Source organism: Neobacillus sp. 114 (assembly GCF_030127045.1).
GTDB classification, from domain to species: Bacteria; Bacillota; Bacilli; order Bacillales; family Cytobacillaceae; genus Neobacillus; species Neobacillus rhizophilus.
In genome coordinates, this window is the sequence record NZ_CP126144.1 from 2557919 (window position 1) to 2572060 (window position 14142).

Below are 14142 nucleotides of genomic sequence, written 5' to 3' on the forward strand. Positions count from 1 at the left end.
AACGGGAGCGATTGTAGGTGGACAATAAGTCTTTAAATATGGAATTGATCCTTGCTAGTGAACAAGGAGATGTCAATACTGTACAAAAATTGCTCGAAGAAGGAGCAAGTGTTGATTTTAAAGATGAAAATGGCCGGACAGCATTAATGGCTGCAACTCAAAAAAATCAAGTAAATACAGTGAAACTGTTGTTGGAAGCAGGCAGTGATGTTAATACCAGAGATATTACACAGCTAACACCTTTCATTTGTTCTGGTGCAAATGGCTTTCATGAAATTCTTAGCATGATGCTGGAATATAGTGCAGACCTAAAAAGTGTCAACCGTTTTGGCGGTACAGCCCTATTGCCTTCAAGTGAGAAAGGCTATTTAAAATCAGTGCAAGTTTGCCTTGATGCAGGAGTTCCTGTCAATCATGTAAATAATTTAGGCTGGTCAGCACTTCTCGAAGCCGTAATTTTAGGCAATGGGGGCCGTTTATACTCGAATATTATAGAAGTTCTTGTAGAGGCTGGGGCTGATGTGAATTTGCAGGATAGGGACGGAAAATCATCCCTGCAGCATGCCGCAGAGTTAAATCAGGAAAGAGTAGTTAAAATTCTTAAAAAAGAATATCAAGAGGATAACCAAGTAATTCAATCAGCTAAAAAGCTATATAAAGAAAATTGCTTTGAAGAGGCAATCCTAGTAATCAATCAAGCTCTTTCAGAGGAACCAAACAATCTTGATTATCATTTCTACAAAGGTTATAACCTCCAAGAATTAAAGCGGTACGAAGAAGCGCTTGAGGAGTATAACAAAGCTTTAACATTCAATACCAATGATTTAGATTTCTATTTCTACACAGCAAATTGCTTAAGATTAATGAACAAGCCTGAGGAAGCGCTTACAGAATATGATAAAGCTTGTAAATTAAACCCTGACGAAACGTTTTACCTTTACCACAAATCCAATTATTTAAGAGAATTGGGCAGACATGAGGAAGCAGTACGGGAAATGAATAAGCTGCTTGCAATGCAGCCACAACGCTATGATTTCTCCTTCCACAAGGCTAACAGTCTAAGATCATTAGGAAAACATGAGGAAGCGATCGAAGCAATTGAGAATGCCATTAAACACGACCCGTTGAACCCTTTATATCATCTTCATAAAGAGCAGTCTATTGAATTATTAAAAAAAACAACAAGTAGTTAGATAGGAGCATACGCCGTGGAAAAATTAGTTATTGTAGCAATTGGGGGGAATTCTTTAGTCCGGGAAAATGGACGTGATTCCGTTCAGGATCAATATGAAGCTGTTAGTGAAACAGCTGTAAACATCGCTGATATGGTTGCGGAGGGCTTCAATGTGGTAGTTACACATGGAAATGGCCCGCAAGTAGGGTTCGGTCTTAGAAGATCGGAAATTGCGAATGAAGTTGCTGGAATGCCATCAGTCCCTCTGGTCAATTGCGGCGCTGAAACTCAAGGCGGAATCGGCTATCAAATTCAACAAGCTTTGATTAATGAATTTGCTAAGAGAGGCATGAACAAAAAAGTTGCTACGGTTATTACACAGGTTGAGGTAAGTCCTGATGACCCTAATTTTAAAAACCCTACAAAGCCGGTAGGATCCTTCTTTACTTTTGAACTAGCAGAAGAAATGAAGAAAGAACATCCGGATTGGATCTTAATTGAAGACTCAGGCCGCGGCTATAGAAGAGTGGTTCCTTCGCCGAAACCAATAAATATTGTTGAAAAAGATGCAATTAAAACATTAATAGAGGCTGGATTTGTTGTCGTTGCTGTTGGCGGCGGAGGAATTCCTGTTGTTAAAACGGAAAATAGATCATACGAAGGCATTGATGCGGTTATCGATAAAGATTTTGCAACAAGTTTGTTAGCAGAACAAATACAGGCAGAAACCTTAATTATTACGACTGGCGTGTCCAGAGTTTGCATTCATTTTGGTAAACCAAATCAAAAGGCACTTGAAAATATTTCAATTGAAGAAACAAAACAGTATGTTGCAGAAGGACACTTCCCTCCAGGCAGCATGCTTCCCAAAATTGAAGCAAGTTTAAACTTCTTGGAAAAGGGCGGTTCCAGGGTCATCATCACAAACCCTGAGAGTCTAAAGGATGCTATTCAAGAAAAAGCAGGTACCCATATTGTTAAAAAAACAACAACTTAATGGGTAGTAAATGGAATAAGCCAATTTAGAAAAGGTTTAGCTGTATTAAAAATTAATACATTTTTGAGGAGAATTTACATGGCAAATGCAAATATATCTTTATGGAAAAAAGGAGACTTTGCTGCTTCCTTCGGTTTGTTCGTTAATGTTTTGACAGACTTTTTGGTTATGATCTCACTATTAATTGGTGTAGTTGGTATGCCAAAAGAGTTTGTTTTTAAACAAATTGTTCCTGGCTTTGGACTTGCTGTGCTTCTATCTGGCATTGTATTTGCTTATTTTGGCTATAAATTAGCTAAAAAAACAGGCAGATCAGATGTTACCGCACTACCATCAGGTTCTAGTTCACCTGGTATTTTTCTTATCGTATTTGTAATTATGCTTCCTCTATATCATCAAACAAAGGATGCTGCTTTTACTACAACAGTGGGTGTGCTTTGGTGCTTCTTTGAGGCAACCATGCTAATAATAGGTGCATTCCTGGGCGATACTCTTAGAAAGTTTGTCCCAAGGACTGTATTACTGGCAGCCTTAGCAGGTTTGGCTTTTGTATTCTTGGGTATGAACCCAATGCTGCAATCTTTTGAAATGCCTATAGTGGCATTTGTTGCAATTATCATCATCTTCATGAACTGGTTAAGTAAACATCCAATATTAAAGAAAATACCTACAGGTTTATTATTGATTGTAATTGGAACGGCAATTGCTTGGATAGCTGGATATCAAAATCCTGCCGACGTTACTGAAGCTCTAAAATCATTTGGCTTTAATCCTCCCATGTTGCATTTAAATGGACTTTTCGATCATATTGGCGCTGCGCTGCCATATTTATTGACGGCTGTACCTCTAGGATTGGCGAACTATATTTTTAATCTGGAAAATGTTGAAGCTGCTGCTGTTGTTGGGGATGAATACAAAACTAGAGACGTAATGCTAACAAATGGTATTTGTTCAGCGATAGGCGGCCTTTGTGGAAACCCATTCCCGGTAACTGTATATGTAGGTCATGCTGGTTGGAAAGAAGTTGGTGCAGGTATAGGCTATTCTATTGCTAGCTGTGCAGCAATATTTGTATTATCGATTTTAAGTCTTATGGGTCTGTTACTGGCTGTTATCCCGATTGCGGCGATTGTTCCTATGCTCGTGTTTATTGCGATTGTATCAGGGCATCAAGCTGTCAAAAACAGTCCGCAATTTGAAGCCCCTGTAATCTTTGTATGTTTCTTCCCATGGGTTGCTACCTGGGCGCTTACTGCTGTTAATAATGCAATTTCAGCTACTGGGATGACGGTGGGGACTGCTGCCGGTCAAGTTTCTTCACATGCCCTGCATAATGCTGGACTTTTCTACGATGGCTTGGTTGCTCTGGGTAATGGTGCACCTATTACTAGTGTTCTTTGGGGTTGTATTGCAATCTTTACGATCCGTAACACACCTATTGGAGGCGTAGTAGCTGCAATGCTGGGGGCCATTTTAACATTTGTTGGTGCCATTCATACAAACACTGTCGGACTCGCCCAACCAACTGCTATGCCTTTCGTTTGGGGATATCTACTAATTGCAGGATTTTTAGCGTATAAACTCTATGTAAACAAGAAAGAAAACATTGGTCCTGTTACAGAGTAAAAGTGAAAGTGTTCAGGAATATAAATTAGATGACTTCCAAATTTAGTTATTCAAAAAATTTTTATAAACAAAACTTGGAGGATTTGGCTATGGAAAAATATATTAAAATGGCTGTTGATGCAACGATTGAAGGTATGAACAATAAGATCGGCGGACCATTTGGTGCCACAATTGTACGCGATGGTGAAGTCATTGCTGCAGTAAGCAATACGATGATGAGAGATACTGACCCTTCTGCACATGCAGAATTGGTTGCGGTAAGAGAAGCTTGTAAAAAATTAGGGACTTTTGATTTATCAGATTGCGTAATGTATGCAACTTGTGAGCCATGTCCAATGTGTGTGGCTGTCATGATTTGGGCGGGGATTAAAGAGGTATATTACGTTAATACAAAAGAAGATGCTGAAAAGCATGGATTCTCCGACATGCACCTGCGCAAATATTTAAAAGGTGAAGATGATAGCGTTATTAAAATGGTAAAAGTAGAACAAAGAGATGATTGCGATAACTTATTTGAGCACTTCCATAAGCTTAACGAGAAGTAATAAAAAATATAAAACGTCTGGTAATCAGTACCAGACGTTTTATATTTTTTTACATGTTTAGGTGGGAGTGCAGGAAATCAACAACCTGTTGAAGTGCATTTTGAACAACTGGATTATGAAAATCTTTATCGAATACATGTTCTCCGTTTGGTATGGTTATTAACTTTGCTTCGACAGATTCCTTTATAATTGCTGCTCTCATAAAGACAGACTGCTCGTATGGAACATCCATGTCTTTTGTCCCGTGCAGCATTAGTGTTGGGGGATAGTCTTTAGTAACATTGTGAATTGGACAATATTTCTTGAGCCCTTCTTTGTTGCTTTCTTGCATCGTGCCAGTGATTAAATTAATCCAAGTACCTTGCTGTCTGCCATGTACATAAAGAAGGAACCGCTCTTCCACAGAGGCTTCGGTAAGTGTCTTATCTGAAATAAGAGTATTTGCTACATTTTGTGGAACCATGTCTTTTTGACAATAATATTTGCTTGGTGAAGTTGCCCATTTACCTAAAATGTCACCATATCCATAGAAGGAGACAATTGCGCTTGGTTTATTTTTAAAGGTGCCGGTACTTAGTGCTAAAAACCCGCCAGCGGAACTACCAACTACAGCGATTTTTTTTGGATTAATCGAGAACTGTTCGGCTCCTTTTGTGATAATCCAATCTATTGCGTCTTGAATGTCCTCGAGAATTTTCGGCAGCTTCGTTTCTGGTGCCAGGCGATAATCGATGGAAAACGACGCGAACCCATTGTTGGTATATAACCGGATCATATCGTCACTAATTTCTTCTCTTGTTCCCCAAATTAATCCCCCGCCATGAATATAAACCACAACAGGTGCATGCTCTCGATTTGTTCCAAAGTAATCTGCTTTTAGTTCAAAAGAATCATTCTGCTTATATATAACTGTTTGCTTCATCAATTTGCACGTCCAATCATGAAGTATTGAGAACGTGCCAAGTTTATCAAAGAATGTAAAAAAAGTCATTGTGTATGTTGCCTAACAAAAATACTGATATTTTGGATTAGTCGTACAAAGACGGATTTGTGCAATGTGTCTAAAATGAAGATATAGTCAAGATGTTGGAACACTGATGAGCTTTCCATTATTTTGTTGTTGCGTAATAAAGATTGCTTGAATGGATTTGTCCGGCACTTTTCTTTAGATGGTGCCGGACTTTGAATTCTAATAAAATTATTTTTTGGAGGTAAGCTGCTTTGCAAATGAGTAAAAGTAATAATTTCTTTAGTACCCTTCAATGGTTTATCTATTTACTCGCAAATTCGATTGCGCTTCCGATTGTGATTGGAAATGTATTTCACCTTTCTGATGCAGCAATTTCGGACCTTATGCAAAGAACGTTTTTTATTGTCGGATTAAGCTCTTTTATTCAGGCAAAATTTGGCCATCGATTTCCAATTGCAGACGGACCTGCTGGGTCCTGGGTAAGCATTTTTGTTATTTTCGCAGGAGTTGGCGCGGAGCAGGGGTTAACAATGAAAGAAACATTACAGACTCTTGAAGCTGGATTAATTTTAGCAGGAATGCTGCTATTGTTATTAGGCGTGTCGAAATGGGTCCGTCATTTGTTATTCCTCTTCTCTCCATTGGTAACTGGTTGTTTTCTTTTTATTTTGGCTATCCAGCTAAGTGGTGTATTTATAAAAGGAATGGTATCCATAAATCCTCTTACAGGCCAGATTGACAAGCTGAGTTTCTTTGCTGCAATACTAGTATTTTTCCTTATCATCTTCCTTTCCACAAAAGGAAAGGGCTGGCTGAAAAGTTACGCAATTTTAATAGGTATATTATGCGGTTGGGTGCTGTTATTAATATTCGGTAAGAGTTCACAGTCTATATCCTATTCAGCATCATGGATTAAATTTCCTGAGATATTTCCTTGGGGATATCCACATTTGACAAGTGGTATTTTGATTACATCGATACTATTTACCTTTTTACTCATTTCAAACACATTTGCTGCTATCAGTGCTGCAGCGGATACAATTCCAAATCAACAAACATCATTAGAAGTTAGGCTTTATAAAGGAACATGTGCTGGGGGACTTTCTCATATTTTATCAGCCGTATTTTCAACTATTGCCGTTGTACCGCTTCCGGCGACTGCAGGGTTTGTTAAGATAACCAAACAATACAGGATTTTTCCATTCGTTGCAGCATGTGGGGTTTTAATGGCCTTTTCCTTTTTTCCTGGAGCAGTGAGTATGTTGGCATCGCTGCCATTATCTGTTGCAAGTGCTGCGCTTTTAGCAACACTAATTGATATGCTGGCAATTGGTATCAGGTCATTGATAAAGCACCCATTAAACGATAGGAATATAGCCATTATTGGAATTTCACTCCTATTAGGGATTGGAACAATGTTTTTACCTGCAGATGGCTTAAATGGACTTCCGTACGTGATTCAAAATTTGGGTAAAAATGGTTTATTAGTCGGGACTTTCATGGCGATCTTACTTGAACAGATTTGGAAAGAAAAACAGCCATCTACCACTATGTGATTTTATTAGAAAAAAGCGTGCAAAGAATTTTTGAACGCTTTCTGCTGTTATTTGTCATTTTTCTTCTCATTGCTTTTATCGCTAAGCGTGCGATAAATCTGCGTATACATGCTGCCTTCTGCTATATTTTCAAGAAAAAACGGTCCAATTAGTTCCAGATATTCTTCATCATCAAACATTTTCTTATTTTGCCATTCCATCTCCGCTAACCCGTCGTAAGTAGAGAGCAATGCATATGTATGATCGTTTCCAGAAATTGGAGTTAGAATCTCAACCTTATGGTTATAATTTTCCATTCTAAATTTTTTTATTTCTCGTAAATTTTCAATACCTTCTTTAAATTTATCCTGTTTAATCGTGAATGTCTGGTGGACAATAACCGCCATTGCATTACCTCCAATCAAGTAAATAAGAAGGCAGTCTCGAAGGCTAATGGATCAAAACCCATGTGAGACTGCCTCTTTCTATTTTGGACTAGTTTATTGATAGCTTTCCCAATCCGTGTAATGGCCGCTGCCTTGACATCCCGGACATTCAAACGAATTAAAATATGCAAATTCATTGTAAGGGTAAACGGTGTAGCCTCGGCCAAAACAATCTGGACATTTGCCTTGGTCTTTCATAGTGGAGAGATGATTTTGATAGCGTGTTTCTCTCCATTGATTGAATGAGCTGAGTAGTCCCATTTTTTTCACCTCAACGTTTTTATTTAGTATGGGGTAAAAATGGAATAATTATGCTTTTATTTTTAAAAAGGTAACAGCTGCTGCAAATACTTTTATATAATAATATTTTTATGTAAAACAAGCCCTGTTTGTGAATGCAAAAAAGCGGTAATCCCGTTCATTACCGCTTTTTTTTTGAATATTAAATGCTGAGATTTAGTTTTTTCATCCGATATTGCAGGCTTTGCCGGCTTAGGCCTAGCAATTTGGCACTCTTTGAAATATTGTTGTTATTCTTTTTCAACACATGCTCGATGTAGGATTTTTCAAATAGCTCTAGTTGCTCCTTAAGAGGTATCGCAATATCTGCCTGTTCATTAATATAGGTATCAACTGTGGAAAGAGGTAGCATTCTTTCCTTCAATTGCATTTTATTGCGGTATTGATACGGTAAATGGGAGTACTTGATGATTTCTTCATCCATCATGATGTTCAATGCAGCTTCAATGATATGTTCAAGCTCGCGGATGTTACCGTGCCAATCATATTCAAAAAATGATTGCTTAACCTCATCAGATAATCCTTTAACATTCATTTGAAAACGTTCATTATATTTTTCGATGAAGTGCTCCACCAATAATGGAATATCCTCTTTTCTTTCTCTTAATGGCGGGATGAAAATCGTTACCACCCCTAGCCGATAATATAAATCTTTTCGAAGATTGTTATTGGCGACAGCATCAATCGGATCCTCGTTGATATTGGCGATTACCCTGACATCAACAGGTGTATCCTTTGTATCGCCGATTCTACGGATCATTCGTTCCTGTAGAACACGAAGCAGCTTTGCCTGAAGGTTCATATTTAAAGAGTTAATTTCATCAAGTAACAGTGTGCCGCCTTCAGCCTGTTCAAATAATCCCGGTGAATCAACAGAGCCCGTAAAAGCTCCGCGTTTCGTTCCGAAAAGAAGGCTTTCAATTAAATTATCAGGCAGGGCAGCACAGTTTTGCGAAATAAATGGACCGGCCAGCCGAGTGCTGGCATTATGAATACTCTGCGCAAAAAGCTCTTTGCCTGTACCTGTTTCCCCAACGATTAATACATAGGATGCAGTCCGGCTGGCACGTTTCGCTGCTTCGATCACTTCTTTAAGGGCAGGGCTATTCCCGATGATATTATCAAAGGTATATCTGGTGCCGCTTTTATTGGTATTTCCTTTTATCAGGCGTTCGAGTTTTGTTACGTCATTGGCAATTTCTACTGCGCCTTGCAGATTTTCATTTTGATAAATTGGGATAGTATTATTGATGGTCGTAATTTCACGGCCCTTATTATTAAAATAGGTTTGCTTGACATTACTGGTTTCCTTGCCATCCTGTAGAGCTTTTACTAGTGTACTAGATTGATTATCTTTAAATTTAAAAACATCCAGCAAATTCTTATTGATCACTTCCTGAATATCCATCGACTCTATTTGCATCATTTTTTTATTGTAAACGATTGTTTTCCCCGTATTATCGACGGCGTGGACACCTACGTCGACCTCGTCCAATATCCTTTTGTACATGCTGTTTATATATTGCAGCTGTTGGATTGTTCTTTTTGTATTTTCCATGACGTTTTCTCTCCTTGCAAATCCCTTATGCACTAATTTAATCAAAAATCAGACTATAATGCAAAATAATTTTGCGTAAATTCTTAAATGTATGCAAAATAGCAAAAAAAATTGGCGTGTTTTTTATATTGAAACGTTGATAAACTGCAAAAAAATAGTTGGCACGGAACTTGCATATTAATAGTGTGTTACAAACAAAGGAGGTTTAATTACATGCAATCGTATACACACGAACCACTTACGAATTTTTCTGAAGAAAAAAATAAAAAAGCATTTCAAGATGCACTTGATCTTGTTCAATCACAGCTTGGCAAACACTATCCAGTCGTAATTGGCGGAGAGCTAATTACAACCGACAAAAAGATTGCGTCTATCAATCCAGCAAATAAGGAAGAAGTTATCGGTACCGTTTCGATGGTTGACCTAGAATTAGCTGAAAGTGCTATGCAAACAGCATTAACTACTTTTGAAACATGGAAAAACTGGGCTCCTGAACATCGTGCCAACATTATATTCCGCGCTGCTGCCATTCTGCGCCGCCGCAAGCATGAGTTTTCCAGCTACATGGTGAAGGAAGCAGGGAAGCCATGGAAAGAAGCCGACGCTGATACTGCAGAAGCTATTGACTTTTTAGAATACTACGGCCGACAAATGCTGAAAATCAAAGATGGCTTTCCTGTAAACAGCCGTTTTGGCGAATTTAATCAGTTCCATTATATTCCGCTTGGGGTTGGTATCATCATTTCGCCATTCAACTTCCCATTGGCGATTATGGCAGGAACAACAGTAGCTGCAATCGTTAGCGGGAACACTGTGCTTTTAAAGCCGGCAAACTCAACGCCAATCATTGCTGCAAAATTTGTAGAGCTGATGCATGAAGCAGGTCTTCCTAATGGGGTATTGAACTATGTTCCGGGCAGTGGCGCAGAAATTGGTGATTACTTAGTCGATCATCCAAAGACACGCTTTGTTTCCTTCACTGGATCCCGTGAAGTTGGCTGCCGCATTTACGAACGTGCAGCTAAAGTTAACCCAGGACAAATTTGGCTGAAGCGTGTGATTGCGGAAATGGGCGGTAAAGATACAGTTGTTGTCGATAAAGATGCAGATTTAGATTTAGCCGTGTCTTCTATCGTTTACTCAGCTTTCGGATTCTCAGGTCAAAAATGTTCTGCAGGATCACGTGCTGTTATTCACCAAGATGTTTATGATGAGGTTCTTGAAAAAGTGGTTGCACTTACAAAGACATTAACGCTTGGCAGCCCTGAATCACTAGATACTTATATGGGACCTGTCATCGATGAAAGATCTTTCAAAAAAATTATGAGCTATATTGAAATTGGCAAACAAGAAGGCAGACTCATGACCGGTGGTGAAGGGGACGATTCCAAAGGTTACTTCATTCAGCCGACCATTTTTGCCGATGTTGATGAGAATGCCCGCATTATGCTTGAGGAAATATTCGGGCCGGTATTGGCTATCGCTAAAGCGCGTGACTTTGACCATATGATGCGGATTGCTAATAACACCGATTACGGCTTAACAGGTGCATTGGTTTCCAATAACCGTGAGCATATTGAGAGAGCACGCCGTGAGTTCCATGTTGGCAATCTCTATTTCAACCGCGGCTGTACAGGTGCGATTGTCGGCTATCAGCCATTTGGCGGATTTAATATGTCAGGAACGGACTCCAAAGCAGGCGGCCCTGATTATATAATTCTTCATATGCAGGCAAAGACGACTTCAGAAACGCTGTAATTTTAAGAGGATAGCAAGGGGGGCTCACAAGCCTCTCTTGCAAAAATAAAGGGAGGACATAAAATGACTATGACATCAATTAAATCTACTGAAATTATTGAACAAACACATAAATTTGGAGCTAATAACTATCATCCGCTGCCAATCGTCATTTCCAAGGCGGAAGGGGTTTGGGTGGAAGATCCTGAAGGAACACGCTACATGGATATGCTTAGTGCGTATTCTGCAGTAAACCAGGGCCATCGTCATCCAAAAATCATTCAAGCTTTGAAAGACCAGGCAGACCGTGTAACTCTAACATCACGCGCATTCCATAACGACCAGCTGGGCCCTTGGTATGAAAGAATCTGCAAGCTGACCAACAAGAACATGGCACTTCCAATGAACACTGGTGCAGAAGCAGTTGAAACGGCGTTAAAAGCTGCACGCCGCTGGGGTTATGATGTGAAGGGCATTGCAGAAAATCAGGCAGAAATCATTGCTTGCACAGGCAATTTCCATGGCCGGACAATGGGTGCGGTTTCCTTATCTTCCGACCCAGAATATAAGCGCGGTTTTGGCCCGATGCTTCCTGGCATTAATTTAATTCCTTACGGTGACCTTGAGGCGCTAAAGGCAGCGATTACACCAAACACTGCAGCATTCTTAATGGAACCGATTCAAGGTGAGGCGGGAATTATTTTACCTCCTGACGGATTTTTAAAGGCTGCTTCAGAACTATGTAAAGAAAACAACGTCTTATTTATTGCTGATGAAATTCAAGTTGGCTTAGCCCGTACGGGTAAAATGTTTGCCTGCGATTGGGAAGAGGTTGAACCAGATATGCTTATTTTAGGTAAGGCATTAGGGGGCGGAGTATTCCCAATTTCCTGCGTGGTTGCCAATGCCGATGTTTTAGGTGTATTTAATCCAGGATCGCACGGTTCCACTTTTGGCGGTAATCCGCTTGCTTGTGCGGTGTCCCTTGCAGCACTTGATGTCATCGAAGAGGAAAAACTGCCTGAACGTTCACTTGAATTAGGAAAATATTTCTTGAATCAATTGAAGAAAATCAGCAATCCGATGATTAAGGAAGTCCGCGGTAAAGGATTGTTTATCGGGGTGGAACTAACAGAAGAAGCAAGACCATATTGTGAACAGTTGAAAGAAGAAGGCTTGTTATGTAAAGAAACGCATGATACAGTAATTCGTTTTGCACCGCCGCTGATCATTTCCAAAGAAGAAATCGATTGGGCAGTTGCAAAAATTCAAAAGGTTTTAGGTTAATTAATTATAAATAATTTAAAAATTTGACGAGGTGTCTTCCATGTCTGTTAATGCAGTGGTAAATGAAATGACAAAAGAGCAGCAAAAGGAGCAGGAGTCATTAAATTTGTTTTACTCTACACAAACAGTAATACAAAAGGCTTTGGCAAAATTGGGTTACCAAAACGAGATGTTTGACTTATTAAAAGAACCATTAAGATTGTTGACAGTCCGCATACCAGTCAGAATGGATGACGGTTCAGTTAAAGTATTTACCGGTTATCGCTCCCAACATAATGATGCGGTTGGTCCAACTAAGGGCGGCGTTCGCTTCCATCCGGAAGTGAATGAAGAAGAAGTAAAAGCATTGTCCATCTGGATGAGCTTAAAGTGCGGGATCACCAATCTTCCTTATGGCGGCGGTAAAGGCGGCATCATCTGCGACCCGCGGAAGATGTCTTTTCGAGAGCTTGAAAGATTGAGCCGCGGCTATGTTCGTGCGATTAGTCAGATTGTTGGTCCGACAAAAGACATTCCGGCGCCAGATGTTTATACGAACTCCCAAATTATGGCGTGGATGATGGATGAATACAGCCGTTTACGCGAGTTCGACTCACCAGGATTTATTACCGGTAAGCCAATCGTATTGGGCGGTTCCCAAGGGCGTGAAACAGCAACGGCACGCGGCGTAACCATTTGCATCGAAGAAGCGGTCAAGAAAAAAGGTATTGAACTGCAAGGTGCTCGGGTAGTTATCCAAGGTTTCGGAAACGCGGGCAGCTATTTAGCTAAATTCATGCATGATGCCGGTGCAAAGGTTATTGCTGTTTCCGATGTTTATGGTGGAGTCCATGACCCAAATGGTCTTGACATTGACTACTTGCTTGATAGAAGAGATAGTTTTGGTACGTTCTCACAGCTCTTTAAAGAGACAATTACCAATAAAGAACTGCTTGAATTAGAGTGTGACATCCTTGTTCCTGCTGCCATTTCAAATCAAATCACTGCGGAAAACGCAGCCAATATTAAAGCAGCAATCGTAGTGGAAGCTGCCAATGGTCCGACAACTCTAGAAGCAACGAATATTCTGACTGAACGCGGAGTCCTGCTTGTCCCTGATATTTTGGCAAGTGCAGGCGGTGTAACAGTTTCCTATTTTGAATGGGTGCAAAATAATCAAGGCTATTATTGGACTGAAGAGGAAGTAGCCGAGAAACTTAAAAAAGTAATGGTTGACTCTTTCGAAAAAATCTATCGGACAGCAAAGGAATATCAAGTTGACATGCGTTTGGCCGCCTACATGACAGGTATTCGAAAAATGGCGGAAGCAGCACAATTCCGCGGCTGGGTGTAAGAAGCTTTCAAAATCGGACGAAATCTTAGATAAGGAGAGAACAAAATTGATTTTTAAGGATGAAACTATTTATAGTCCCTGTTCAGGCACTGTTGAAAAAGTTGTCACAAAGGAAAACAACCACGTGTATGAATGGGAGAAACTATTTCTAGTAAGAGCAGAGAACGGTGCCATTGTAGAGATTTCGTTCGGTATAAGCGGCTATGTAAGATCCATTTATGTAAAGAAGGGACAAAAGGTGGATCCGCAAACCAAGTTAGGAATCATCCAAGATGATTTACAAATTACCGGCTGCGATTAATAAAAATAGTTCATTTTACATCCATTTAATACTCTTCCCATTTTAGTGGGAAGAGTATTTTTGCATCTGGAGCGCAAAATATTTAATATTATGCAAAAAATTTTGGCGCTATAATTTCGAAAAATGTTCAAAATTTAAGCTTTTTATTTTGGCATGAAAATTGCAATTAAATATAACGTAAAAATAGTGATAATTTTAGAAAGATTTGCCGGTTGTATAAAATTTTAAATTCGCTTATTCTTTCTTGTGTGACAGAAAAGTGAAGGTAGCTTGGCAGTCACATTTTCTCCTATTTTTACAATCACATCAATTTGAAAGCGTATACTTCAATGG

The 14142-nt window shown here is 39.5% G+C and carries 12 protein-coding genes; 9 read left to right on the top strand and 3 right to left on the bottom strand.

Going from position 1 to position 14142, the window contains the following annotated elements; genetic code table 11:
• Positions 1–17: 17 nt before the first annotated feature.
• The 4 genes from QNN06_RS12590 to QNN06_RS12605 all read left to right on the top strand — a co-directional run bounded on the left by QNN06_RS12590 (position 18) and on the right by QNN06_RS12605 (position 4342).
• On the top strand, positions 18–1193 hold the full coding sequence (locus tag QNN06_RS12590; protein ID WP_284037665.1) for an ankyrin repeat domain-containing protein: 1176 nt from the start codon (positions 18–20) through the stop codon (positions 1191–1193).
• 15 nt (positions 1194–1208) lie between these two features.
• Positions 1209–2171 carry a carbamate kinase gene (gene arcC, locus QNN06_RS12595; RefSeq protein WP_213116035.1) on the top strand — a complete coding sequence of 321 codons (963 nt, stop codon included), beginning with the start codon at positions 1209–1211 and terminating at the stop codon, positions 2169–2171.
• A 78-nt stretch (positions 2172–2249) separates the two neighbouring features.
• Positions 2250–3797 carry a xanthine permease gene (locus tag QNN06_RS12600; RefSeq protein ID WP_213116034.1) on the top strand — a complete coding sequence of 516 codons (1548 nt, stop codon included), beginning with the start codon at positions 2250–2252 and terminating at the stop codon, positions 3795–3797.
• Positions 3798–3886: 89 nt separating this feature from the next.
• A complete protein-coding gene (locus tag QNN06_RS12605; protein WP_213116033.1) occupies positions 3887–4342 on the top strand; it encodes a nucleoside deaminase in 456 nt (151 codons plus the stop codon).
• Positions 4343–4391: 49 nt separating this feature from the next.
• Here QNN06_RS12605 and QNN06_RS12610 read toward each other — a convergent pair whose 3' ends face one another.
• Positions 4392–5264, bottom strand: coding sequence for an alpha/beta hydrolase (locus QNN06_RS12610; protein ID WP_213116032.1), 873 nt, complete (start codon positions 5262–5264; stop codon positions 4392–4394).
• A 305-nt stretch (positions 5265–5569) separates the two neighbouring features.
• Here QNN06_RS12610 and QNN06_RS12615 point away from each other — a divergent pair, with 305 nt between their 5' ends.
• Positions 5570–6868 carry a purine/pyrimidine permease gene (locus QNN06_RS12615; protein ID WP_213116891.1) on the top strand — a complete coding sequence of 433 codons (1299 nt, stop codon included), beginning with the start codon at positions 5570–5572 and terminating at the stop codon, positions 6866–6868.
• Between the two features lie 47 nt (positions 6869–6915).
• On the opposite strand, the gene QNN06_RS12620 is transcribed toward QNN06_RS12615, so the two are convergent.
• Both QNN06_RS12620 and QNN06_RS12625 read right to left on the bottom strand, forming a co-directional pair.
• Entirely contained in the window at positions 6916–7254 is a 339-nt protein-coding gene (locus QNN06_RS12620) for a hypothetical protein (RefSeq protein WP_213116031.1), read from the bottom strand.
• A 481-nt stretch (positions 7255–7735) separates the two neighbouring features.
• On the bottom strand, positions 7736–9151 hold the full coding sequence (locus QNN06_RS12625) for a sigma-54 interaction domain-containing protein (protein ID WP_213116030.1): 1416 nt from the start codon (positions 9149–9151) through the stop codon (positions 7736–7738).
• 213 nt (positions 9152–9364) lie between these two features.
• On the opposite strand from QNN06_RS12625, the gene pruA reads away from it, so the two are divergent.
• The 4 genes from pruA (at position 9365) to QNN06_RS12645 (ending at position 13809) form a co-directional block, all read left to right on the top strand.
• Positions 9365–10909: an L-glutamate gamma-semialdehyde dehydrogenase gene (gene pruA / locus QNN06_RS12630; RefSeq protein WP_284037666.1), complete on the top strand. Its 1545-nt coding sequence runs from the start codon at positions 9365–9367 to the stop codon at positions 10907–10909.
• 63 nt (positions 10910–10972) lie between these two features.
• On the top strand, positions 10973–12175 hold the full coding sequence (locus tag QNN06_RS12635) for an ornithine--oxo-acid transaminase (RefSeq protein ID WP_284037667.1): 1203 nt from the start codon (positions 10973–10975) through the stop codon (positions 12173–12175).
• Positions 12176–12242: 67 nt separating this feature from the next.
• Entirely contained in the window at positions 12243–13508 is a 1266-nt protein-coding gene (locus tag QNN06_RS12640) for a Glu/Leu/Phe/Val family dehydrogenase (RefSeq protein ID WP_217034186.1), read from the top strand.
• 46 nt (positions 13509–13554) lie between these two features.
• Complete coding sequence (locus QNN06_RS12645; protein ID WP_213116028.1) at positions 13555–13809, top strand: biotin/lipoyl attachment domain-containing protein; 255 nt, start codon at positions 13555–13557, stop codon at positions 13807–13809.
• Positions 13810–14142 lie beyond the last annotated feature (333 nt).

Excerpts from the sequence above, each read along its gene's own strand:
- QNN06_RS12600 (WP_213116034.1), top strand. The coding sequence starts at position 2,250 with ATGGCAAATGCAAATATATCTTTATGGAAAAAAGGAGACTTTGCTGCT.
- QNN06_RS12605 (WP_213116033.1), top strand. The coding sequence starts at position 3,887 with ATGGAAAAATATATTAAAATGGCTGTTGATGCAACGATTGAAGGTATG.
- QNN06_RS12610 (WP_213116032.1), bottom strand. The coding sequence starts at position 5,264 with ATGAAGCAAACAGTTATATATAAGCAGAATGATTCTTTTGAACTAAAA.
- QNN06_RS12615 (WP_213116891.1), top strand. The coding sequence starts at position 5,570 with ATGAGTAAAAGTAATAATTTCTTTAGTACCCTTCAATGGTTTATCTAT.
- QNN06_RS12620 (WP_213116031.1), bottom strand. The coding sequence starts at position 7,254 with ATGGCGGTTATTGTCCACCAGACATTCACGATTAAACAGGATAAATTT.
- QNN06_RS12625 (WP_213116030.1), bottom strand. The coding sequence starts at position 9,151 with ATGGAAAATACAAAAAGAACAATCCAACAGCTGCAATATATAAACAGC.
- pruA (WP_284037666.1), top strand. The coding sequence starts at position 9,365 with ATGCAATCGTATACACACGAACCACTTACGAATTTTTCTGAAGAAAAA.
- QNN06_RS12635 (WP_284037667.1), top strand. The coding sequence starts at position 10,973 with ATGACTATGACATCAATTAAATCTACTGAAATTATTGAACAAACACAT.
- QNN06_RS12640 (WP_217034186.1), top strand. The coding sequence starts at position 12,243 with ATGACAAAAGAGCAGCAAAAGGAGCAGGAGTCATTAAATTTGTTTTAC.